Source organism: Streptomyces sp. NPDC006430, from assembly GCF_040612395.1.
In the GTDB taxonomy this organism is placed as follows: domain Bacteria; phylum Actinomycetota; class Actinomycetes; order Streptomycetales; family Streptomycetaceae; genus Streptomyces.
This window is the reverse complement of record NZ_JBEXQA010000021.1, coordinates 79,332-101,284: the sequence shown is the minus strand read 5'-3', so window position 1 is coordinate 101,284 and position 21,953 is coordinate 79,332. Positions and strand designations below refer to the sequence as shown.

The window sequence follows — 21,953 nt, the reverse complement described above, 5'->3', positions numbered from 1 at the left end:
TGCGGGTTATTGGCTGCGCAACACGATCCCGAATCGTGCTTCTTGAGGCATCTCCAGCAAGCGGGGCCGTAGGCGCGGCGTTCCGCGGCAGGCGCCCGCACCGATGCGTTTGACAGGTTCAGGGGTGCGGCGCCTACTGAGAGTGAGGCCTCGGGCAGGCAACTTCGGTCGCCGCTTGCGTGCGGTGGCGGTGGCGCTGATGGGCCGTCGCTGCCCACCCGTCCGGGGGGAGCTCTTCACCCTGACGACGGCCGCGGCGCGGCCGGTCCGGCCGTGGAACCCATCGCGAAGGGTGCGCAACATGATGCGTAATGTGCGTATGCGCGGCTGGATCGAGGCGATCGCCGCCTCGATCAGCGGAATCCTTCTCATCGTGACCCTGATCTGGCGCGATTGGATCGAAGAGGTCTTCGGGGTCGACCCCGACCAGCACAGCGGCGCACTCGAATGGGTGGTCGTCGCCCTCGCCGTCTGCGCCACGCTCACTTTCTCGCTGCTCGCGCGCGGTGAATGGCGCAGGGCCAAGGCACTGCATCCGCGCGCCGAGTGAGCTCATCAGCAGGAGCAGGAGGCTGTCCGATGTCGAACGAGAAGCGGACCGAGGGCCCCCCGTACGTGGCGGAGGAAGCGAACGTGGGGCACACCCGCAAGCCGAAGTCCCTGGCGAAACCGGGAAAGAAGGCCAAGGCGATGGCCGAGTCGGCCGAAGGTACGCCGACACCCGAGGAGCTCGACGCCCGCGAGGACAGGTTCAGCCGACGTCGCAAGCCGATGGGCCCCACTCGGGACCAGGTGCCCGAAACCATTCCCCAGGAGCTCGACGAGCCCGAGGAGCAGTGACGGAGGACAGCAGTCATGGCTCAGGTCCGCCTCATCCAGAACATCGGCCTCGACGACAACGCCACCGGTATCCAGACCGGCACCGTCCACGAACCGACCGTCGCGACGTCCCACGACAACATCTTCGTCACCGGCAACTGGTTCGCCAGCCGCAGCACCGACAACGGCGCGGGATGGACCCTGGTCAATCCGTTCACCGCGCTGCCCCCGGCAGCGGGCGGCTTCTGCTGCGACCAAATCGTCCTCTACGACCCCGGCCGGGAGCTCTGGATCTGGATCCTCCAGTACATCGCCGAGGGAGGCAGCAACGTCTTCCGGGTGGCTTTCGCCCCCGGCGACGACCCGACCGCATGGAGCTGGCACGACTTCAGTCCGCGTGACCTGGACCCCTCATGGACGGACATGTGGTTCGACTACCCCGACACGGCGCTGAGTTCGAACCATCTCTACGTCAGCTTCAACGCCTTCAACGCGGCCGGCCGCTGGCAGCGCGCGTTCGTCTTCAAGTTGCCCCTCGACGCGCTCAAGGCACGGCTCGCGCTGACGTACCAGTGGTGGACGACGACGCAGAACGGTTCCCTGCGGCTCACGCAAGGCGCCACCAGCAGCATGTTCTTCGCCAGCCACAACGGCGGCCGGACCCTGAGGGTGCACGGCTGGCCCGACGGCTCGAACACGGTGGGCTCGTTCGACGTGCAGGTGAGCCCGTGGACCCCCGGCCCGTTCGTCGGTGCACCCGGACCCGGTGGCGTCGAGTGGCTCACCCGTACCGACTCGCGCATCACCGGCGGATGGGTGAGCGGCACCCGTGCGGGCTTCCTCTGGACTGCCGGGCCCCGGTCCGGACGACCCATGCCATACGTCAAGGCCGCGGTCGTCGACGTGACCACCCAGGCGCTGGTGGAAGAGCCCGACATCTGGAGCCAGGAGTCCGCGTACGCCCAGCCCGCGGCCTGCCCGAACGCCCAGGGGATCGTCGGCGTTTCGTTGTTCTTCGGCGGCGGTCCGAGGCATCCTTCGCACGTCGTCGGCTTCCGCGACGGCGGCGAGTGGCGGCTGGCCATCACCAGTACGAGCACCCACGGACCGCTGGAGGGCAAGTGGGGTGACTACCTCACCTGCCACCGCCACGATCCGAATTCCTCGGAGTGGGTGGCCTCCGGCTACACCCTCCAGGGCGGTTTCGACCGCCGCAACGTGGAACCGCGGTACGTGCACTTCGGCATCGGCAGCTGACCCGGGGCGGGCGCTGCGCTCGGGCGGCGCCCACACTCGCCGCCTCCTTCGCCTCACGGCGGCGCAGGACGTCCTCGTCCCCGCCAGCCGGCCACCCCACCGGCCCGCCTCCGCCCCCTCTGGTGACCCGCGCCACACACCGTACGAGCAGATGGGACGGGCACGTCGAAGCCCTTCCAGCGTCTCCGCGAACCCGCTCGATTGACATGCACGGCTCAGCAATTTGGCCGAGTGACGATCCGACCCGCGGTCGCCGCGATCGCAGCGACAGGGCCGTCAGCCGCCGCCCGCGCAGAAGACCCTGCGGTCGATGCGCATAGGGATCGAAGTGTGGCGGGCCGGGCGGAGCCCGGCTGGTGACAACCGCCCCAACCCGTACCAAATGGGACAAGTCCGTCATATCCGGCATTCAACTTGATTTGCACTCATATGACACTTGATGGTGTGTCAGTCGCAAACGCGCGAGGCATAATCGGGCCCGGTCGTCTCCGGGAGCGGTGGAGCCATCGGGACACCGACTCACCCTCCAGCGGAATTCCGCACCGGACCGACCCTCAAGGCGTTGTAGATGTCCCTGGCCAGCCGCACCCGCCTCGCGACCCTGCTCACCGCACTCACAGTCGGCGCGGCCGGGGTGACGACCTGGGCCTACGGCTACGGGAACGCGCAGGAGCCGACGGCCCCCGAGGCGGTCCTCCGCCCGAGTGTGACCGAGGGCACGGTCGTCCAGGTCGTCGCGCATCCCGACGACGACCTCTTCTTCATGAACCCCGACCTGAGCCGTTCCATATCGACGGGCGCCCAGGTCGCCACCGTCTACCTGACCTCCGGCGAGTCCGACGGCAGGAACGAGGCCCACAGCCCGCACGTGGAGGACCCCGCGCGCCCCGCCGACCGCGCCGCATACGCGGAGGCCCGGCAGAACGGCATACGGGCCGCCTACGCGCAGATGGCCACCGGTGACCGCACCAGCGCCTGGCAGCGCAAGTCCGTACCCACCGCGGGCGGAGGGAGCGCCGAGGTGGACGTCCTCGTGGCCAGGCCCGAGGTCAACCTGGTGTGGATGCAGCTGCGTGAGGCCCGCAGCATCTCCGGCGACAATCCGAACAGCCTGCGCGGCCTGTGGGACGGCCGGGTGCCGGCCCTGGGCGCTCAGCTGACCTCCGGGACGCCGGTCAAACCCTGGTTCTCGTACACCAAGGAGCAGACCGTCGAGGCCATCGCGAACGTCTTCTCGATGTACCGGCCGACCACGATACGGACGCAGGATCCGACGCCCGGCCGGTCGCAGGGCGGCGGCGCCTTCCTCGACCACCAGGACCACATGTACGGCGCCCGCTTCGTGCAGGCTGCGGCCGAACGCTACGCGCAGTCCACGGACCGGCCGCACTTCTCGGTCCAGAACTACGTGAGCTATCCCAACAGCTCCCTGCCCCCGACGCTCGACCCGCAGGCGGCCGAGGAGAAACTCGGCTACCTGAAGACCTACGCCTGGCTGGACCACCAGGACTGGTGCGGCAGCCCCGCCGGCTGCGGCGATCGCAAGGCCGCGACCCGGCCCACCGGCGCCGGCTGGAGCCAGACCATCCGCTACAGCCGGGGCGACGGCACCTCCTGGATGGCCGAGGGCGTCTCCGGCCGGCTGTGGGCCTTCGCCGCCCTGGACGGCCGGATGGCCTACTGGTCGCGCAGCGGCCCCAAGGCCTCGTGGCAGGGACCCGAGTTCCTCCCCGGCACCGGGATCGACGCGGGCGCGACGGCGGTCCGGCTCCCTGACGGCAGGATCGCGGTCTTCGGCACCCGCACCAACCTGGGCACCACACCCCAGGAGTACGAGCGCACCGTCGTGTACGCCGTTCAGGCCGCGCCCGACGGCGCCTTCGGCCCGTGGCAGTCGCTGGGCACCCCGGACGCGGACGACATATCCGGCACCTCGGCGATCAGTGCACCGTCCGTTGCGGTGGACCGCACGGGCCGGCTGACCGTGTACGTACGCGATTCCCGGCGCACCCTGCGCACCCGCGTCCAGGAGACCCCGGGCGGCGCCTTCGGCGCGTGGCGGGCCCTGGGCGGCACCGGTCTGCAGGGCGACCCGGTCACCGCGACCGACGGAGCGGGGCGGCGGCACGTGTACGCGGCCACCGCCCGGACCGTGCTGGCCTGGGTACAGCCGACCCCGGACGCCCCGTTCAGCGGCCCCTTCCCGACCGGGCTGCCGGCGACCACCGGTCCGCTCTCGGCGAGCCCGCAGGGCGACGGTGTGCGCTTGTACTTCCGCCGCCCCGGCACGGGCACCGTCGGTACGAGCCTGGCCACCGCGGGCGGCCCCACGCCCACGTTCTCCCCGGTCACCGAGGCGGGCGGCGAGGGCGGCTACGGCGCCGTCGGCGTCGCGGGCCACGTGCTCGCGGGCCGCGCGGGCGCGGGCACGGTCGGCGTGTCGGGCCCGAACGACGCGCCGTCCTGGTACGAATCCCAGATGCTCTACACGGGCGCACCGGCGGCCGTGGCCGAACCGGACGGCACGGCCGTGGCCGCAGCCCTCGGCCTGGACGCCGGTCTGCACGTCACCACCGCTCCCCCGGCCGGATCCGGGCCGCCCGGGAGCGGCCCGCCCTCCACGCCGTGGCACCGGGCGGTCCAGCCAGCGACCGTCGCGCAAGCTGCGCCCGCGGGCTCCGGGTGGCAGCGCTGACCGGTGTGGGCGAGGATGGCGCGCGGACCACGTCGGGCCCGGCTGAGGCCGGCTCCTGACCACTGGCCGGCCCCTCACCACCGGCGATCGGGGATCCCATGACCCCTTGGTCCACTGAGCGCGGGCGTGCGGGACCGGGAACGGTCCGCGCCGTAGCCTCCGTCGCCGTGCTGATGGCCCTCGCCACCACCGGGTGCAGGAACGACGCCGCCCCGGCCTGGGGGTACCCGGATCTCCGGACAACCCTGGGGACCCTGTCCCGGGCCCTGGAGGCGGGCTGTGACGGGACGGCCCCCGAGCACTGTGCCGACGACCTCGACCGGCTCGACGCGCTGGCGGAGCGCGCCTTCGCCGCGGTCCTCGACCACCACCTCCTCGACGACGCGTACGTCGAAGCCAGGAACGAGGTGGACCGGGCGAGGGAGCTCCGCCGCACCATCGCGGCACAGGTCCGGTCACGTCGTGATCCGCACCACCTCCTCCTCATCCAGGCGGTGGCGGCCGAAAGGCTCGCCTACCGGCACCTCCTGGCCGCGCTGGAGAGGGTCCGCACCGCACCGCCGCCGGGTGACCGGACGGAGCCCGTCTGAGCACGTGCCCCGCCACCGCAGCACGGGCTACGCCGGCCGTAGGGGTGGGGTGGGGAGCGCCGTGCCGTCGAGCGCCACGAGGGACAGGACGGCGATCGAGCCCGTCCATGCGAGCGGAGCGACCGCGGCGGGCCTGCCCTCCTTGTCCACCTTCTCCGGCAGCTCGCCGAGCGAGTTCCTCTTGGAGAGGACCCATTCCAGGACCTGTCCCGCCTTCGCTGGCCTCCCCGTAGTGGCCCATGCGAGCGCGAACAACGCCGTGCTGGGCGTCCAGGCGTTCCCGCCCCAGGGCGCCGTGGGGTCGTTTCCGGGGGTCAGCCCGCCGTTGGGTAGGAGCAGCGCCCGGTAGGTGGCGTCCAGCGCCGCGGGGAGGCCGGCGGGCGCCGCGTTGAAGGGGGGCGCCATGAACGCCACCGCGCTGTCGCGCCCGTGCCGTCCGTCGACGGTGCGCTGGTACCCCAGGGGAACGAACTGCGCGGAGATCGCCGAGGAGAGCCGTCGTGCGGCCCGGGCCCAGCGCGCCGCGTCGTCCGGCCGGTTCGCCTCCCGGGCGAGGTCCGCCGAGGCGTTGAGCCCGGCGAGCAGCGGCGCGGCCGTACCGATGTTCGTGGTGGCCGTCATCAGCTCCCAGTAGTCGGGGGAGGCCGGGGGGAGGCCGTCCGTCCGCAAGGAACCCGCCGCGTGGTCGGCCGCCTTGCGGATCATCGGGTAGAGGGTGGTCAGCCGGGCGGGGCGGGTGGTCCGAGGGGCCTTCTGGTACCACTGCCAGGTGGCCCAGGGGACCCAACCGTTGGCGTCGAGCTGCCACCGCCTGCGGTCGGGCGAACCGGATCCGTCGAGCTTCGTCCGTGCCTCCCAGGTGCCGTCCTTGCGCTGGGTGGCGGCGCTGTAGCGCAGGATCCGGTAGGCCTCCGCGTCATGGCCGGTGTGCGCGAACGCGGCGGCGGCGAAGCTGGAGTCGCGCGGCCAGGAGTACTTCCAGCCGGGGCTCCACCCCGCCGCCATGGCGCCGTTCGGCCGGAGCAGGGCGCGCATGGCCAGGAGGGCCCGTTCGGCCGCCGCCCGCTGCGCGGGCGACCTGCCCGGGATCCGGCCGGAGGCCAGCCAGGCGCGGCTCTGCACGATCTGCTGCCACGCCGGCGGATGGTCGAGGGCGACCACGGTCGAGGCCGTCCGGGCGGCGGGAAGGTACATCCACCGACCGGATGCCAGGTGCAGGACGTTGCTCCCCTCGACGTACCGCGCGCCCCTGGCGACGGACGGCGGAACGCCTTCGGCGGCGGTCGTGTTGGACAGGAGACCGACGCTGGGGGCGGCGAGCATCGACAGGGGCGCGTACCTGAGCACGGCTTCACCACGCCTCTGGTGACCCCCGGCACACAGGGGAACGGCCACGCTCGCCAAGGCCACTGTGATGACCGCCCAACGGCCGAGCAGGACACCGGGCATCGCCACTCCCTCCGCGGGGCCTGCGTACGCACGGCCCGGATCCCCCATCCTGGAAGACCCGCGTGGAGGTTGCCACGGAACGCCCGCCGCCCGGGTGAGCGGGGCCCGACGGACCTGGCGGCGTCCGTACCCCGGCCTGGCGCACCCGAGATGCCGGGGGCGGGGAACCGTGCACATCATGGGTGCTCGCGGCCGTGCGGTCACTGCAGTCGGCGGACCGGCGGGCGCACCGGCCGCCTCCTCGGCCGGCCCCGCTGCGAAGGGGTGGTGAATGAGCACTGCTGCGGTCGAGGGCGAGGACGTCCGGACCCCTTCTTCCGCGGTGGCCCACAGACCCGGCCGCCGCCCGCTCGTGCGCAGGCTCCTCCCGGTGGCCGGGGCGACGCTGGTCGCGGCGGCCGGAGCGCTGATCGCCGTCGGATGCTTCCTCGGCCTGTACGTACGGCCCACGTCCGACGACTGGTGCGCCGCGTGGAAGGCCCGTGATCTGGGGGTCCTCGGCATCACGTCCGATTTCTACATGACTCAGAACGGCAGGATCGCCAACGCCTTCCTGACCGGTGTCGTCTACGGCGACGGACTGGCCGGAACCAAGATCCTCCCGACCGTCATAGCCGTCTCGTTCACCGCCGGACTGGTTCTGCTCGGGCAGGACTTCATCAGGTTCCTCGGCGGCAGGCCCCGGTTGCTGGTCCTGACCGCCTGCGCCCTGGTCGTCCAGGCGCTGCTCTACTTCGCCGGCACCCGCAGCTACCAGGTGCTCCTGTGGGCCCCCGCCACGATCTCCCACACCCTTCCGAGCGTCATCGGCCTGTGGGCGGTCCTGCTGGGCGTCCGCACCGTCCGCCATCCCCGTACTGCCGTCCGCGTGGCCGGCTTCGCCTCGGCGTTCCTCATCGGCCTCGCGCTCGGCACCCTCAGCGAGCCGTTCGCGCTCGTCAGCGGGCTGCTCGCCGCCGCGGTGGGGCTGCTCTCGCTGCCCCGCCTCGGCCTGGCGCGGAACCGGCATCCTTTCACCTGGTGCCTGCTCTGGTGCTCCGGCCTCGCCTGCGGTCTGGTGGTGCTCTACACCTCCCCGGGCGCCCGGTGGCGCCGGGCCCAGCAGCCGGACAAGGAGTCCGTGCTCTCCGCGGGCGAGCTCAGGGCCACCTTCGAGGACTGGCTGCACATGTGGAACTCCGTCACCGGCCAGTGGGCCTACCTCGGAGCCGCCGCCGCCGGCATCCTCCTGGGCCTGGCGAGCGGGCTGTCCGCCCCCGGGAAGCGGGACCCGCGGCGGACCGTCCCGCGCAGGATGCTGATCGCGGTGCTTCTGCTCCCGGTGCCCGTGGTGGTGCTCGCGTCGTTCGCGGTGGTGATCGGCCTGCGCAGCGGCTACGGTCCGAGCGGGTGGACGTATGCCCGTACCTGGACGAGCCATCTCGTACTGATGGAACTGGCGCTCTGCGGCTACGGGGTGCTGCTGGGGGCGTGGGGTGGCCGGTGGCTCTCGGGCCGCCGCACCAACGGCGCGGCCCTCGTGACCGGCACCGTGGCGGCGGGCTGCCTGGCGCTGGCCTCGGTGGCCGCGCTCGTCCCGAACGTCCAGCAGCTCACGACCGCCACGGTCGCCCGTTCCGTGGCCTGGGACGCCCAGAACTCCCGGATCCGCACCGAGGCCGCGCGGGGCGCCACGGACGTGGGCTACCGGCCGCTCCACATCGGCAGTCTCGCCGAGCCCTTCTTCACTGGGAATTACGAGCGGGACTGGGTCGCCGGCTGCATGTCGAAGTGGTACGGCGTCGACCGCATCCACCGCCGCTGACCAGCGGCAGCGCCGGCAAGGCGTGGCATGAACGGGCTGCCGTACTGGCGCCGGCGTGCGCAACGGCCCGACCCGAGCGGGCGCTCGGTATGACCGTCGAGGCCGTCCCGGAGGGTTTGCACGAGCCTGGTGCCCGGCGTCATCCTCCGAGTGCGAACGAGGCCCGTTCTTGCCACTTCGTGCCGTCGTACACCATGAGCTCGACCGACGAGACATGAGATGTGAAGGGGAGCCTGCCGACGAGGTCGGCCTCGATCTCCTCCAGGACGGCGTCTTCCTGACCTTGCGCGATGGTCAGGTGCGGCACGATCTCGGTGAACCGGCCGCCGTACGGCGGAGCCTCAGGCCAACGGTCAGCGATCGCCTCCGTGAGCTGCCGCAACCGCGTGTCCGGCTCGGGAACGAGATACAGCACGTCCGGGAGCCGTCCGCACCTCTCGAACTGCAGGTCAAAGGCCTGGTGGCTGCCGAACACGGCCGCGAGGGCGGAGTGGACGAGCGGGCCTATTCGGCTCTCGTCAAGGAACGGGAAGAGCACGGTGACGTGTGCTGGCACTCCGGCCCGTGCTGAGGGATCGAGCCGTTCACGCCACGCGCGAACGGCCGGCTCCGCCTCCGGGATCCGGACGATGAGTCCCGTTCGGCCTGCCGGAACCGTACTGGTGCTGTCATCTGCCACGACACCGCATGGTGTCACCTCTCCCCCGGACGGCGCCGCTCCTTTTGATCAACAGCTCTCGGGGGGCGGCGGCCCGGGGCCGCCGCCCGTTCTCATAGGCCGGGGGCGCCCCACAGCGGGAACCAGCGGCGCAGATCCTCCTCGATCCGCAGGTCGTCCTTCACGATGGCCTTGACCTGGAGTTCCAGCGGGTTGTCGCGTTTCTGGCCGGGCAGCGGCGCGAAGGGGTAGAAGGCGCCTCGCTTGTAGAGGTAGACGAGGGCGAGCGGGCGCAGTTCGGCGTCGCGGAAGGTGACCAGCGAACACAGGAGCTGCGGACCGAAGCCGCTGTCCTGCAAGGCGGTGTTGACCGCGTGCAGGTCGTTGACCAGGGCGGGGAGCTCGTCGGGGTCGCGGCGGGACAGCAGCCAGGAGTACCCGTAGTCGTCCCGGCTGAACTCCACCGACGAGCCGGGCCGTTCTGCGTCCGCGTCGAGCAGGGCGCGTACCTCCTGCTGGACTCGGGCGAAGGCCCCGCCCTCGATGGCGGCGAAGCACACGGAACCCAGGCCGGTCGGGGTGAAGCCGATGGCCGCCTGGAGCGTGATCGCCGCCGAGGGCAGGCCGAAGAGCTGGTCGAGGTCGGGCTTGACCGGCCTGCTGCGGCCGAACAGGACGTCCAGGAAACCCACGGGACATCAACTCCTTCTCAGGGCGCCGGCTCGCCCGGCCCGCCCAGCTCGGCAGAGATCTCTGCGAGCGCCGCCAGGCGGCGTTCCAGGCTGGGGTGGGTGGAGAACAGGTTCGCCACCGTCGTACCGGGCCCGAGGGCGGGGGTGAAGAAGAACGCGTTGAACGCCTGGGCGGTGCGCAGGTCCCGGGTCGGGATCCGGGCGATGTCGCCGCTGACCTTGGTCAGTGCCGAGGCCAGGGCGGAGGGTTTTGCAGTGAGCATGGCGGCGGCCCGGTCTGCGGCCAGTTCTCGGTAGCGGGACAGGGCGCGGATGAGGAGGTAGCTGACGGCGTAGACGAGGGCGGAGACCGCCATCACGGCCATGAAGACGACGGCGGTGTTCTGGTCGCGTTGGTCGCGTCCGCCGAACAGCTGGGAGTAGAACGCGAAGCGGACGACGAGTCCGGCGATGACGCCCAGGAACGAGGCGATGGTGATCACCGCGACATCGCGGTGTGCGACGTGGGAGAGCTCGTGGGCGAGGACGCCTTCGAGCTCTTCCGTCTCCAGGCGGCGCAGCAGTCCGGTGGTCACGCACACGACGGCGTTCTCCGCGTTGCGGCCGGTGGCGAAGGCGTTGGGAAGGTCCATGTCGGAGACGGCCACCCGGGGTTTCGGCATGTCCGCGGTGGCGCACAGCCTGTCGACGACGCCGTGCAGCAGGGGCTGCTCCTCGGGCGTGACGAGGCGGCCGTGCATGGCGTACAGGGCGATCCGGTCGGAGTACCAGTACTGCGCGCCCAGCAGCGCTGCGGCGATGACGACCACCAGCACGACGGACTTGAGCAGGACGATCAGCGCGGCGATGAACGCCACGTACACCAGCCCGAGCAGGAACATCGTGACCACCATGCGGACGGTCAGCTGCCGGTCGGGCTCGAAACGGCTGCGCATCGCCATCACCCCGGGATGAGGCCCTCGTCGGACAGCAGCTCCCGCACCTGCGCGAGGCTGGTGTCCGCATCGGGCAGCACCAGATCGGAGGGGGCGATCGTCTCGTCCGGCAGCGGAGTGCCGAGGGCTCGTACGGCGTCCAGCAGGGCCGACAGGGCGGTGGTGAAGGCCGCTTCGTCGTCCGCTTCGACGGCCGCCTGGAGGGCGGAGTCCAGTTCGTTGAGCCGGGCCAGGTGCTGTTCGGCGATCTCGTGCTGGCCCTCGCCCAGAATCCGCACGATCATGACTTCGTCTCCTCGTCCGAGGGGTCTGTCGGGTGATCTGCGCGTCCGCTCTCCACTGCCGTCGGGGCGGCGGACGCCGGAAGCTGCGCCTTCATCCGGGCCAGCTCGGTCTCCACGTCCTGGCCTGCGGTGACGCGTTCGAGCTCGGTCTGGATGTCGTCCCGCCCCGCCGGCAAGGTGGCGTCCTCCAGAACGCCGGAGGCGAGCAGTTCGTCCAGCGCACCCGCACGTGCCTGGAGCTGTTCGGTCTTGTCCTGGGCGCGCTGCATGGCCAGGCCCACATCGCCCATCTCCTCGCCGATACCGGTGACGGCCTCGGTGATGCTGGTCTGCGCCTCGGCTGCGGTATAGGTGGCCTTGATCGTCTCCTTGCGGGTGCGGAACGCGTCCACCTTCGCCTCCAGACGCTGCGCCGCCAGGGTGAGCTTTTCCTCCTGCTCCTTCAGCGACGCCTGCTGGCTCTCCAGGTCGGTGGTCTGCGCGGCCACGGCCGTGCGGCGGGTGAGCGCCTCACGGGCCAGGTCCTCACGCCCCGCAGCGAGCGCCTGCTCTGCCTGGCCCTGCAGTTTCTCCGCGGACCGACGCAGCTGGCTCACCTGTAGCTCGACCCGCTTTCGGCTGGTCGCCACATCGGCCACGCCGCGCCGGACCCGCTGCAACATCTCCCGCTGCTGCTCGTACGAATAGTCCAGGACCTCGCGTGGATCTTCGGCCTTGTCCAATGCCTTGTTCGCCTTGACCCGGAACAAGCTGGCGATGCGGTGCGTGATGCTGGTCATGACGACCGCCTTCCTCTCGACGCCGCCGCTGTCCGGGGTGCGACCGGCCCGGGCACGCCGGGCACGTCGCCAAATCCGTCCCACCGCGGGACACAGCTCAGGACGCCTCCCTTCCATTGTCCGGGCCCGTTCCCGACCCGGCAGCCTGATCGGGGTCCTGGGGTCGCTGCACGGCCCGCTCACGGCCCGCTCCCGGTCCAGGCGAGCGGCACCTACACGACGACGCCCGAGCAGCGGGTCGAGTGGGAGGCCGGCGTCCGCTCGCTGTACGACGGCATGGTCCGGATCGTCATGACCCCGACATGGGCCAAGCTGATCGACTTCGAGACGACCCTTCCGAGCGCCGTTGAGGAGCTGGTCCGGCAGCGGGACGAACGAAGCCGCGCCCGACCCCTCCCCGCCCGCGAGGCCCTCCGCGCGGGCGGAAGGCGCTCAACGCCCAGCGGCGTCCGTGAGGATCGCCCGAAGTCGTGCTCGGCATTCGGCGACGAAGGCGGGAAAGGTGTGCCAGTAGTAGGTGATTCCGCTGACACCCACCGCGATCGCCCAGGCGCGGGCGCGGGCCCACGTCAGATCGTCGAGGTCCAAGGCGTCCCAGTAGGCCTGCCGTGCCGGGGACGGCAGGTCCCAGAGCGTGGAGTGCTCGGCGTCGGGACAACCGACCGAGAGGCCTCCGAAGTCGATGACCGCGCGGATCCTGCCCTCCTGAACCAAGAGGTTGGTGGGCTTGAGGTCGCCGTGGAGCCACACGTGGGGCCCGGAAGGCTCGGGCAGTGCGAGCGCCGCTCGCCACAACCGTTCCAGGGTTTCGACGTCGAGCTCCAGCCCCACGAGGGTGCGGCACTCTTCAAAACACTGGCTGATCCACTGGTCGCATGCCCGCAGGCTGCCTCCGCGGTACCAGCTGAGGTCGTCCGCGCGAGTCGCTCCCATCAGGTCGATGCCGTGGAGCTCCCGCACGACCGCTGCGAGGTCAGCTCCGAAAGCGGCCCAGTCACGGACGGTGTCCGGGCCGGCTTCGTCACCGTCGATCCAGCGGTACACCGACCAGACGAGCGGGAAGGCCTCTGAGGGAGTTCCGGCATGGACGGGCTCGGGAATCGGGCAGGCGAGGTGGGGCGCCAAACGGGGCAGCCACTCCTGCTCCTTCCGCACGGACCGTCCGTTGGCGGCGGTTCGCGGGAGTCGCACGAGGAGCTCGTCGCCCAGCCGGTACATGGTGTTGTCCGTGCCCGCGCCTGCGGGCGACAACCGTAGGTCGGCCCATTCCGGGCGCTGTTCCTTCAACAGCGCCCGTACCAGCGCCTCGTCGACCGGGATCTCGTCCTCGTGCAGCGTCACGCGGGAAGTCTCACCGCTGGACGGTGCAGAAGCCAGTGACTTTCCGTCCGTCTCGGCTCTGGGGGCAAAGTGCCTGGCGCGTGGTCGCCGCTACGGCGGGGGTGGGCCGAAGCCGCCGGCTCCCAGAGGGGCGCCGGCGCCCCCGTACGGGCCGTACGGGCCGTGCATGCCGGGCGCGCCGGCGTCGTACGGTCTGGGCATGGAGCCCAGCCTGGGCTCCAGGTACCAGGCGACGATCCGGTTCAGCTGCTCCAGCCATTCCTGGAGGCGGGCGGCGCGGCGGGCGTTGATCTGGCAGGCGTAGGCGTTGCCGTCCGGCAGCCGAACCGTCACGACGAGGTGGTTGCCGCGGTGCGACGACGGGCCGTAGGCGACGCCGGCGAGTTCGCCCCATTCGAAGTCGGCCTCCACACCGTCGACTTCGAGGACGATCCCCGTGCTGTCGGCGACCACGCTGTTCCTGCGGTCGGCGATCAGGAGGTCCGGGCCGTGCGGCGCGGGTACAGCGGCCGGTCCGAACGCCCTGCCAGCCGGGAAGTTGGGGGCCGCCGCCGGTATCGGCGGGACGCCCTGCGGCACGGGCGGGGTCGCCTGGACCGGGAAGGGCACTGCCTGCGGGGGCGTCCGCGGGTCCGGGGGCGGCGTCGGGGCCTGCGTCGGGGCCGGGGCCGGGGCCGCCGGGAGTGTGGGTGCGGGCGTCCAGACCGCCGGGGTGCCGCCCTGCCGCGGGTCGGCGCCGGCGAGCAGGTCCAGCAGGGCGGAGGGGGTCGGGCGGTCCGCGGGGTCCTTGGCCAGGCAGGCCTCGACGAGCGGGCGAAGGACGTCGGGCACCGCTGTCAGGTTCGGCGACTCGTGCACCGAGCGGTACATCATGCCCATCGGCGTCCCCTCGCCCCAGGCGCTGCCGCCGGCCGCGGCGACCAGGACCGCGCCGAGCGCGAACACGTCGGCGGCGCCCGTGACGTCGTGGCCCAGCGCCTGTTCGGGGGCGAGGTAGCCGGGGGTGCCGAAGGCCGCACCGGTGGCGGTCATCCGCGTGGACTCCACGGCCCGCGCGATGCCGAAGTCGAGCACCCGCGGCCCGTCGTCGGCCATCATGATGTTGCCGGGCTTGAGGTCGCGGTGGACCAGGCCGCAGGCGTGGATGGCCTCCAGGGCCTCGGCGAGCGCGGCGGCCAGGGTGCGCAGCGCCGCCTCGCCCATCGGGCCGTCGGCGGCGAGCCGGGCGGCCAGGGTCGGTCCGGGTACGTAGGCCGTCGCCAGCCAGGGCGGGTCGCCATCGACGTCGGCGTCCACGACCGGCGCGGTGTGAAAGCCGCCGACCTTGCGGGCCGCGGCGACCTCGGCCCGGAAGCGCTCGCGGAACGCGGGGTCCGCGGCCAGTTCCGGCCGGGCCACCTTGACCGCTACGGGCCGGCCCCCGCGGGACCGCGCCAGGTAGACCGTCCCCATGCCGCCTTCACCGAGCTTGCGCTCGACGGCGTACACCCCGATGCGTTGCATGCGAACAGTATCGCGTCCGGCGGGGACAGTACCCGGCCAGGGAGAACCGCCCGGTGACAACCGGCGGATGTCGTCGACCGCCAGCACGGGCCCGGTCCGGAGAACTGCGCGGCGCGGCCCGTCCCCCGACACGGCCCGAAGGCAACGGCCCCGCTGACAGCCCGCCCGGCGTGCTCCGATCGGGTGCTCCCGGCGGCGGTCCTGCCTGTCGGGCGGGGGCCCGTCGGGGCACCGGATACTTTGCGGTCCGTGGTGCCCACCCCCCGGAACCCAGCAGCCGTCGGCGTCCTGCATGGGGCGACGGCGGACGACATCGCCCGGCTCGCGAACGATGCCGGGCTCAGCGCGGTCGTCGTCCCCGACGGCCGGCGAGCGCCGTGGCTTCACGAGCTGGCCGAACTCGTGGTCGGGGGACGGCTGGTCATCCCCCGCACCACCCTGGCGTCCGTCACCCGGGACGAGTTCACCGACTGGGCGCACACCGCTGTGGCCGACGCCCCCGCCACGGTGGCACGCCCCCTCGTCCACCACATGGCGGAGATCGTGACCCGGGTCGTGGACGCGGCGCGCACGGACCACGTCATGGTGCGCGCGTTCACCGAGGCCCCCACGCGCCGGTGCGGCTTCCACGTGGACACGGTGCCGCCGCAGAGTTCCACGGTCGGGGCCGTGCGGGTCTACAACGGTCCGACCACGGAGTACGTCGCCTGCGAGGACGTACGGGGCATGGACGAGTTCTACGCCTACCTGGCACGCAGGGAGCGGCTCTCGCGCCAGGCGGAGCGCGAGGGGCGTGGCGGCGGGGCCGCGCTCGACGAGCTGTGCGCCATGGACGACAGCCCGTCGTTCCTGAGGCGGGGCGCCGTCGTCCGGCGGGTGCCGGCCGACGCGACCGTCTTCTTCCGGCACCTCGACGTACGACGACACTGGTCGCCGCATCCGGTGACCGACGTGTGGATCCACCGCTCGCCCATGATCGGCAGGCCACGGCTGGTCCTCAACGTGTCGCCGTACCGGGCGGTACCGGCGCACTCCGGTCGGGGGTGAGCAGGACATGGGTGAGGTGGTCGGGCAAGGAGTCGTCCAGGGTGCGCAGCAGGCGCAGGACCCGGGCCCCGGCCCGTGCCGGCCCGTGGTGCGCGCCGAACCAGGCCCGGGGTCGCTGTCCGGCACCGCAGGCCGCCCGTACCGTCTGCACGGCGTCGTCCTCCCCGTCGAAGAACAGCCCGGTGAACGGGTTGACGTACTGCCATCCGCCGAGGATCTTCCGGTTGACGACGACCGGCACGTCGAGGCAGAGCGCTTCGGCGAGCACGCGCGGCGAGGCGTCGAGCACGGCCGGTACGAAGAGGGCACGCGCGCCGGCGATGGCCGCGAGCAGCTGCCGCCACGGCAGCGGCCCGACCAGTCGTACGCCGGGGATCGGCTCGGCGTCGGCCGGCGCGTCGACCACCAGGATCCGCAGCCCCGTCTCCCGGGCCACTCGGCGCAGACAACGGGCGGCGAGCGGCCAGTTCTTCGCCTGCTGACGCCAGGGCTCCCGACCGGCCACGTGCACCACGTCGGCGGCGAGCCGCGACGGCAGCGGCCCGTCCACCCCGGCCGCCCCGGCCGCCTCGGTCACGCGCGCCGGATCCACGCGGAGCGGGTCCGTGAAGTCGGACTCGCTCGCCAGCAGGCGGGGGCCGGTGGGCGGCAGGAAGCGGTCCGGATCGCGGAAGCAGTGCAGCCACGCCTCGCACAGCAGTCCGTAGTCACGCTCGTCGCGCCACGGCGCCGCCGGGAACCCCAGATAGCTGGTGGCGCCGGCGAACCGGGCGCCGGAGCGGGCCAGTTCGGCCAGTCGCAGGTGATGGGCGCGCGTCACGATCGGCGCACGGACCAGGACCCACGGCAGGCCCTCGCCACCCGGCCCGGTCACCCGTAGGAAGGGCGTGCCCGCAGCAGGGTTCACCCGTCGTCCCTCACTCGAATCGGCACGGTGCCACGACAGCAGCACAGGAGAGGTCATGACCCCGACCATCAGACGCGACTTCTACACGGATGGCAACGGCGGCACGCGGATCGAGATCTTCGACGAGCTGAGCGAGACCGCCAAGGCGGCCCTGTACGCGTTCTTCCGGCGGGTCGGCGCGCCCCAGCTGATGGACGAGGTCGTGCTGCCCCTGTTCTGCGACGGCGATTCGCAGGTCCTCGCCGCCGTCCGTGACCGGCCGTGGCCGCCGTGGGGGCTGGGCGCCCGCAACATCGTCGCGTTCGTGCAGACGCACCTGGTCGGCGACGGATGCTGGGGGTTGAGCCCGGTGCACGTCGCCGACGAGGACCTGACGAACGTCGGACTGTGCGCGGCCGTCTACAAGGAAGCCCTGGAGACGCTCGCCGTCGATCCGAACGCCGAGGTGCACTACCTCCTTGCCGAGGGCTCGCGGCTGGCGGACCTGACGTTGCGCCGCGTCGGCTTCGAGCGTACGGAGGACGTCTTCCTCACCGAGGCCGCGCGTTACCTCACCTACCGCATCCCGGCCGGCGAGCTGCTGCACCGTCTGGGGTTGGCCGAGGCCGACACCGTCGACGTGCTCGCCGGCGCCCTCGACGACGAGGTGTTCGCGCTCAACGCGGCCTTCCACCACACGATCTATCTGGGTTCGCGTGCGGAGTGGGTGGTGGACCGGCCTTCCGTCCCGTCCGAAATCGCCCGGCTGGTACGCGGCGGCCACTACAGCAAACCGGCCGGTGTGCCGACCGGCACCGGTCGGTTCGAGAGGGATCCGATCGCCGAAGTGGCCCAAGGGGTGAGGGAGTTCCTCACCGAGGCGGAACACGACGAGTTCCGTGCGTACGTGCTGCGCCGGGAGTCCGACTTCAAGCCCGCCACGGTCCGGATGTCCGGGGCCGCCGAACCGGTGGTGGACGAACGCGTGCGCCGCAGCCTCGTCCTCGACGAACTCGGCCCCTACGAATCGCTGTTCACGGAGCGCATCAAGGAACACCTCCAGCAGATCGGTCACCGCCTGAACCACCCGGCGTTCCCCTTGGGCCGTGTCGAACTACAGGTGACCGCCAACGGCGACCGCGACTACTTCGGCATGCACCGAGACAGTGACGGCGGCGACACCCGCGAGCTCACCTTCGTGTACTTCTTCTCCGGCGAACCGCGCCGGTTCTCCGGCGGGGAGCTGCGCGTGTTCGAGACGGTCTTGGAGGACGGGGAGGTGGTGCCCACGGACCGCAGTCAGACGATCGTGCCGCGCGCCAATCTCGCGATGTTCTTCCCGAGTCGGCACGACCACGAGGTGCTCCCCATCCGAGTGCCGAGCAAGGCGTTCGCGGACAGCCGCTTCAGTGTCACCGGCTGGATCCACCGGCAGTGAGCAGTCGGCAGGCCGGACCTGACCCCGGGCCGGCGGCCGTCGCCTGGACGGTGGTCGGCCGGGTGGCGCTCCCGTCCGGCCGGGCCCGGCACGCGGCGCGCGTCCTGCACCACGCCCCCTTCCCCGAGGTCGCGGGGCTGCTCGCCCGGGGCGTGCAGGCCGACGCCCACGGCGTGCGCGCCCGGTACCTCTTCGACTCGGAGGCGGCGGCGACGGCGTTCCGGGCCGCGCAGGACCCCGCGCTGGGCCGTCCGGGGTCGCCCGTCACCAGTGCCGTACGGGCGGTGCCCGCGACCGCGCCGGTCGCGGGCACCGCGCCCGTGATCATCGTGTCGCCGCCCCGCTCGGGCAGCACGGCCCTGTTCGAGGCGCTGGCCCGGCATCCCGCTCTGTGGACGGTCGGCGGGGAGAGCGAGAGCGTGATCGAAGGCGTGCCCGGGCTCCACCCGGTGGCCTGCGGGTACGCCTCGCACGCGTTGGAAGCCGAGCACGCCGACCGGTACGGCGGGGCGGTCCGCGCGGGGTTCCTGGCCGAGCTGCGCGATGCGCGGGGCCGGAGCTGGCTCGACCGCGGCGGCCCCCAGGCCCCTCCCCCGAGGCTGTTGGAGAAGACCCCGGAGAACTCCCTGCGGCTGCCGTTCCTGCTGCGGCTGTTTCCGGACGCCACCGTCGTACAGCTGCACCGCGATCCGCGGGACACCGTGGCCAGCATGGTGCGCGCCTGGGCCCATCCGGCGTTCGTCAACATCCCGGACCTGCCTGGCTGGCCCCGGCGGGCCTGGCACCTGCTGCTGCCGGACGGCTGGCGGCGATGGCGGGACGAGGACGCGTCACGGATCGCGGCCCGGCAGTGGGCGGCCGCCGTGGACGCGGCACTGGATGGCCGTGCCGCCCGGCCGGCCGGCCGCTGGGTCGATGTCGACTACGCCGCGCTGAACGCAGCTCCGGCCCGGACGATCCGGTGGCTGGAGCGGGAACTCGGGCTGCCCGCCGGCTCACCCGGCCGGGACGTGCCGCTGTCGGCGACGACGATCACGCCTCCGCGCCCCGGCAAGTGGCGCAGTACGCCCGGCTTCGACCCTTCGGCCCTCGACGCCGTGGCACCGACCTGCCGGCGCCTCACGAACGGACGTGCCCCGATGCCCCAGCCCACCCGCGAGTCCCGTCGACGCCCGTCCTTCGTCTGCTGGCTCGACGACGGCGGTACGGACGACCGCGGTGCGGCGGAACGCGAGCCCGCCGCACCGCACGGTCCGGGGCCGGGGCCGGGGCCGGAGCCGGAGCCGGACTCAGTCCTCGACCCGGCCGCGGTGCTCCAGGACGGGGTCACCATTCCCTTGGGCCTTGTACGCAGGGCCCGGTTCCGGGACCGGTTCCTGCCCGACCTTCCGATCCTGTGGACCGACGACCCGGGCACCGGGGCACTCGCACCGTTCTGGGTTTCCCTCGGGGACTTCTGGGTGCTGCGGGCACTCCTCCCGGGACGGCCGCTCCCGCCGGACCTTCCGCCCCGTCTGCGCACTGCTCTCGCCCGGGCCGGCGCCCTGGGGTCGACCGAGTCACGTGCCCGGGAGGCTGCGCGGGCCGACGCCGTCGTCGCGGCTGCCGCCGCGGAATTCGAGCGCACTGATGTGTGCCGGATCGACCGCATGGTGCACCCCCGGCACCGTGAGGCCCTCCTCGACTACTACGAGCAGCTCATCGCCACCGGTTCATGGCCCATGGGGGACGCCCAGGTGGCCGGCCGTTACGGCTGGCACAACGAGTCGCTGTCCCGCTTCTTCCACCACCAGTTCGCGGCGCTGGTGGGGCGGATCGCGGGCCGGCCGGTACGCCCGTCGTACTCCTACGTGTCGGCGTACCGCGGCGGGGCGGTCCTCGGCCGTCACGTGGACCGGGAGCAGTGCGAGTTCACCGTGTCCCTGCTGCTCGGGGAGTCGGGCCCGGGCATCGAGGGCGGCTGGCCGCTGTACCTCGGCAGCACCGGGGGCGAGGTATCCCTCGTCCAGCGGCCCGGTCAGGCCGTCCTCTTCAGGGGGACCCGGGTGCCGCACGGGCGCCCGCCGCTGCCCGACGGCAGCACCCACACCTCGCTGCTGTTCCACTACGTCCCCGCCGAGTTCCGCAGGACCCTGTACTGAAGCGGCTACTGCACCCCGAGCAGGCCGACGCTCCGTGCCTCGGCCTCCCTGACCTGCGGCGCGATGCGCTCCCACCGCATGACGGTACGCCGGGCCGCAGGCGGTGCGACGCGTCGGCGGGTCCGGGTGAAGCCGGCCGGCACCGGCCCCCGCCCGAACATGACGGCGGCGGCTTCGGTGGTCAGCAGCATGTCCCATACGAGGTGCGTGCGGTCGGCGGGTCCGGCGTTCTCGGCCGCGTGTACGCAGCCGTGGTTGACGAGGTAGACAGCCCCGGCTTCCAGGTGGTGCACGTCCCCGTCGAGCAGCAGCGTCGCCGCGGGATGGGTGGTCAGGGGCAGGTGGAAGCGGGCCCTGATGCCGACCGCGCCCGACTTCGCGCGTACCACGCTGTGCTCCTCGTGCGGGGCCAGCGATGCGCCCGGCCCGAGCACGTTGATCCGGAAGTTGACCAGGTGCGGCAGGGAGCCGATGAGCGCGGCGAGGGCGGGGTGGTGTGCGCCGTGGTGGAAGCGCTTGCCGAAAGCGGACAGGTCGTGGTCGCGGGAGAAGTCGTCGCAGCGTCCGGAGGCGTTGAGCAAGCTGTACTGCTCGACCCGCCCGCTGGGTCCGGTCCATGCCGTCACGTGGCCGGGGGCGCCGGCCAGCGAGGGACGCTGCCGGGCCCGCAGCAGCGCCACCTCGGCGGCCAGTCGGTCGGCCGCGGCCGGATCGGCCCGCATCAGGCGCAGGCAGCGGATGCCGGGACGGTGGTAGTTGGCGTCGCGGATGCCGTCGAGGATCTGCTGCAGGCCTCGGTACGCATCGTGGTGCGCTCCGTACTGCCCTTCGTGTTCCCGTGCGGGCGGCGGCCCTTGGGCTGTCATCGGAACGGACACCTCTCCAGGAGCAGATCGAGATCCGGGAGCCGGGCGGGGAGCGTGGCGTAGTCGGCGAGCTCCGCCGAGTCCAACCCCGCACCGGTCCGGCCCACCGGCACGGGCGGGGGAACCGGCACCCCGACCGAAAGGAAGTAGTCGTGGAACTTGCTCCCGTCACCGCTGGGCAGGTCCTGGTAGCGGATCCAGACGGCGGGGATCCCGTAGGCGTGGCCGAGGATGATCCCGTGCAGGCTCGACGAGGCGATCAGAGGGGCCCGTACGAGCTGCTCGACGACGTCCTCGACGGGCCGCTGCACGTCGACGAGCCGCCAGCCGGCCGGAGTGCCGAGCTGTGCCCGGGCCTTGTCGGCGAAATGCGGGACGACCGCCGGACGTCGCCCGGTGCCCCGACCGCGGCGGGGCAGGAACCGGGGCACCAGCAGGGCGGGGTCCCCGTAGACGGGGGAACAGGCCGCGCCGGAGCGAAGCGCCGCCTCCCGGGTGAGGGGGCCGCGTACGGCGATCAGCTCGGCCCGCGGATCGATGTCCTCGCCGGCGTGCATCACACCGGCGCCCCAGACGACGGCTCCAGGCCCCGCGAGGGACACGACGCTGCCGGTGACGAAGTGTTTGAGGACCGGCGCGTGCGGCGCGACCCATCGGGCCGGGGCGCCGCAGATCCGCCGGACCAGCCAGGGAGTGAGCCCGTCGCCGACGTTGCCCTGGCTGGGGGCCCGGCACCAGAAGGCGGGCACAGGCTCGACCACGCGACCCA

Annotated in this window: 20 protein-coding genes and 1 pseudogene; 10 read left to right on the top strand and 11 right to left on the bottom strand. The window is 72.4% G+C overall.

Annotation, left to right across the window (positions count from 1 at the left end; translation table 11 throughout):
• The first annotated feature begins 301 nt into the window (after positions 1–301).
• The 5 genes from ABZZ20_RS25900 to ABZZ20_RS25880 all read left to right on the top strand — a co-directional run bounded on the left by ABZZ20_RS25900 (position 302) and on the right by ABZZ20_RS25880 (position 5,361).
• A complete protein-coding gene (locus ABZZ20_RS25900; protein ID WP_356873460.1) occupies positions 302–550 on the top strand; it encodes an ABC transporter permease in 249 nt (82 codons plus the stop codon).
• A 29-nt stretch (positions 551–579) separates the two neighbouring features.
• Complete coding sequence (locus ABZZ20_RS25895; RefSeq protein WP_356873458.1) at positions 580–840, top strand: hypothetical protein; 261 nt, start codon at positions 580–582, stop codon at positions 838–840.
• Between the two features lie 15 nt (positions 841–855).
• A complete protein-coding gene (locus ABZZ20_RS25890) occupies positions 856–2,076 on the top strand; it encodes a hypothetical protein (RefSeq protein WP_356873456.1) in 1,221 nt (406 codons plus the stop codon).
• Positions 2,077–2,644: 568 nt separating this feature from the next.
• Positions 2,645–4,771 carry a PIG-L family deacetylase gene (locus ABZZ20_RS25885; protein ID WP_356873454.1) on the top strand — a complete coding sequence of 709 codons (2,127 nt, stop codon included), beginning with the start codon at positions 2,645–2,647 and terminating at the stop codon, positions 4,769–4,771.
• 167 nt (positions 4,772–4,938) lie between these two features.
• A complete protein-coding gene (locus ABZZ20_RS25880) occupies positions 4,939–5,361 on the top strand; it encodes a hypothetical protein (protein ID WP_356873452.1) in 423 nt (140 codons plus the stop codon).
• 27 nt (positions 5,362–5,388) lie between these two features.
• Here ABZZ20_RS25880 and ABZZ20_RS25875 read toward each other — a convergent pair whose 3' ends face one another.
• Positions 5,389–6,708, bottom strand: a complete 1,320-nt coding sequence (locus tag ABZZ20_RS25875) for a hypothetical protein (protein WP_356873450.1) — start codon at positions 6,706–6,708, stop codon at positions 5,389–5,391.
• 373 nt (positions 6,709–7,081) lie between these two features.
• Here ABZZ20_RS25875 and ABZZ20_RS25870 point away from each other — a divergent pair, with 373 nt between their 5' ends.
• Positions 7,082–8,614 carry a DUF6056 family protein gene (locus ABZZ20_RS25870; protein WP_356873448.1) on the top strand — a complete coding sequence of 511 codons (1,533 nt, stop codon included), beginning with the start codon at positions 7,082–7,084 and terminating at the stop codon, positions 8,612–8,614.
• 139 nt (positions 8,615–8,753) lie between these two features.
• On the opposite strand, the gene ABZZ20_RS25865 is transcribed toward ABZZ20_RS25870, so the two are convergent.
• The 5 genes from ABZZ20_RS25865 to ABZZ20_RS25845 form a co-directional block, all read right to left on the bottom strand.
• A complete protein-coding gene (locus tag ABZZ20_RS25865) occupies positions 8,754–9,293 on the bottom strand; it encodes a 2'-5' RNA ligase family protein (protein WP_356873446.1) in 540 nt (179 codons plus the stop codon).
• 92 nt (positions 9,294–9,385) lie between these two features.
• Positions 9,386–9,964 carry a hypothetical protein gene (locus tag ABZZ20_RS25860; RefSeq protein WP_356873444.1) on the bottom strand — a complete coding sequence of 193 codons (579 nt, stop codon included), beginning with the start codon at positions 9,962–9,964 and terminating at the stop codon, positions 9,386–9,388.
• A 17-nt stretch (positions 9,965–9,981) separates the two neighbouring features.
• Positions 9,982–10,899, bottom strand: coding sequence for a zinc metalloprotease HtpX (htpX, locus tag ABZZ20_RS25855; RefSeq protein ID WP_356873442.1), 918 nt, complete (start codon positions 10,897–10,899; stop codon positions 9,982–9,984).
• Positions 10,900–10,904: 5 nt separating this feature from the next.
• Positions 10,905–11,183 (bottom strand): hypothetical protein, encoded by a 279-nt coding sequence (locus ABZZ20_RS25850; RefSeq protein WP_356873440.1) that lies wholly within the window; start codon positions 11,181–11,183, stop codon positions 10,905–10,907.
• Positions 11,180–11,962: a PspA/IM30 family protein gene (locus ABZZ20_RS25845; protein WP_356873438.1), complete on the bottom strand. Its 783-nt coding sequence runs from the start codon at positions 11,960–11,962 to the stop codon at positions 11,180–11,182. The genes ABZZ20_RS25850 and ABZZ20_RS25845 overlap by 4 nt, the downstream gene beginning before the upstream one ends.
• 195 nt (positions 11,963–12,157) lie before the next feature.
• Between ABZZ20_RS25845 and ABZZ20_RS25840 the strand changes: the two are divergent.
• Positions 12,158–12,349 (top strand): annotated as a pseudogene (locus ABZZ20_RS25840) (pyridoxamine 5-phosphate oxidase); the annotation flags it as partial.
• 45 nt (positions 12,350–12,394) lie between these two features.
• Here ABZZ20_RS25840 and ABZZ20_RS25835 read toward each other — a convergent pair.
• Entirely contained in the window at positions 12,395–13,303 is a 909-nt protein-coding gene (locus ABZZ20_RS25835; protein WP_356873436.1) for an aminoglycoside phosphotransferase family protein, read from the bottom strand.
• Between the two features lie 90 nt (positions 13,304–13,393).
• A complete protein-coding gene (locus tag ABZZ20_RS25830) occupies positions 13,394–14,806 on the bottom strand; it encodes a protein kinase (protein ID WP_356873434.1) in 1,413 nt (470 codons plus the stop codon).
• 249 nt (positions 14,807–15,055) lie between these two features.
• Between ABZZ20_RS25830 and ABZZ20_RS25825 the strand changes: the two genes are divergently transcribed.
• On the top strand, positions 15,056–15,853 hold the full coding sequence (locus ABZZ20_RS25825; protein WP_356873432.1) for a hypothetical protein: 798 nt from the start codon (positions 15,056–15,058) through the stop codon (positions 15,851–15,853).
• Here the strand turns inward: ABZZ20_RS25825 and ABZZ20_RS25820 are convergent.
• Complete coding sequence (locus tag ABZZ20_RS25820; RefSeq protein WP_356873430.1) at positions 15,804–16,817, bottom strand: hypothetical protein; 1,014 nt, start codon at positions 16,815–16,817, stop codon at positions 15,804–15,806. The genes ABZZ20_RS25825 and ABZZ20_RS25820 overlap by 50 nt on opposite strands.
• Here ABZZ20_RS25820 and ABZZ20_RS25815 point away from each other — a divergent pair.
• On the top strand, positions 16,816–18,177 hold the full coding sequence (locus ABZZ20_RS25815; protein ID WP_356873428.1) for a 2OG-Fe(II) oxygenase: 1,362 nt from the start codon (positions 16,816–16,818) through the stop codon (positions 18,175–18,177). The two genes, ABZZ20_RS25820 and ABZZ20_RS25815, sit on opposite strands and share 2 nt — an antisense overlap.
• A complete protein-coding gene (locus tag ABZZ20_RS25810; RefSeq protein ID WP_356873426.1) occupies positions 18,174–20,318 on the top strand; it encodes a sulfotransferase in 2,145 nt (714 codons plus the stop codon). Before ABZZ20_RS25815 ends, ABZZ20_RS25810 begins: the two co-directional genes overlap by 4 nt.
• A 5-nt stretch (positions 20,319–20,323) precedes the next feature.
• Here the strand turns inward: ABZZ20_RS25810 and ABZZ20_RS25805 are convergent, their stop codons facing one another.
• Both ABZZ20_RS25805 and ABZZ20_RS25800 read right to left on the bottom strand, forming a co-directional pair.
• Complete coding sequence (locus ABZZ20_RS25805) at positions 20,324–21,184, bottom strand: aspartyl/asparaginyl beta-hydroxylase domain-containing protein (RefSeq protein ID WP_356873424.1); 861 nt, start codon at positions 21,182–21,184, stop codon at positions 20,324–20,326.
• Positions 21,181–21,945, bottom strand: a complete 765-nt coding sequence (locus ABZZ20_RS25800; RefSeq protein ID WP_356873422.1) for a polysaccharide pyruvyl transferase family protein — start codon at positions 21,943–21,945, stop codon at positions 21,181–21,183. Before ABZZ20_RS25800 ends, ABZZ20_RS25805 begins: the two co-directional genes overlap by 4 nt.
• Positions 21,946–21,953 lie beyond the last annotated feature (8 nt).

Bases quoted from the DNA above. Each gene is read 5' to 3' on its own strand.
- ABZZ20_RS25820 (WP_356873430.1), bottom strand. From the start codon at position 16,817: ATGACCTCTCCTGTGCTGCTGTCGTGGCACCGTGCCGATTCGAGTGAG.
- ABZZ20_RS25900 (WP_356873460.1), top strand. From the start codon at position 302: ATGATGCGTAATGTGCGTATGCGCGGCTGGATCGAGGCGATCGCCGCC.
- ABZZ20_RS25885 (WP_356873454.1), top strand. From the start codon at position 2,645: ATGTCCCTGGCCAGCCGCACCCGCCTCGCGACCCTGCTCACCGCACTC.
- ABZZ20_RS25850 (WP_356873440.1), bottom strand. From the start codon at position 11,183: ATGATCGTGCGGATTCTGGGCGAGGGCCAGCACGAGATCGCCGAACAG.
- ABZZ20_RS25870 (WP_356873448.1), top strand. From the start codon at position 7,082: ATGAGCACTGCTGCGGTCGAGGGCGAGGACGTCCGGACCCCTTCTTCC.
- ABZZ20_RS25805 (WP_356873424.1), bottom strand. From the start codon at position 21,184: ATGACAGCCCAAGGGCCGCCGCCCGCACGGGAACACGAAGGGCAGTAC.
- ABZZ20_RS25830 (WP_356873434.1), bottom strand. From the start codon at position 14,806: ATGCAACGCATCGGGGTGTACGCCGTCGAGCGCAAGCTCGGTGAAGGC.
- ABZZ20_RS25815 (WP_356873428.1), top strand. From the start codon at position 16,816: ATGACCCCGACCATCAGACGCGACTTCTACACGGATGGCAACGGCGGC.
- htpX (WP_356873442.1), bottom strand. From the start codon at position 10,899: ATGCGCAGCCGTTTCGAGCCCGACCGGCAGCTGACCGTCCGCATGGTG.
- ABZZ20_RS25845 (WP_356873438.1), bottom strand. From the start codon at position 11,962: ATGACCAGCATCACGCACCGCATCGCCAGCTTGTTCCGGGTCAAGGCG.
- ABZZ20_RS25890 (WP_356873456.1), top strand. From the start codon at position 856: ATGGCTCAGGTCCGCCTCATCCAGAACATCGGCCTCGACGACAACGCC.
- ABZZ20_RS25895 (WP_356873458.1), top strand. From the start codon at position 580: ATGTCGAACGAGAAGCGGACCGAGGGCCCCCCGTACGTGGCGGAGGAA.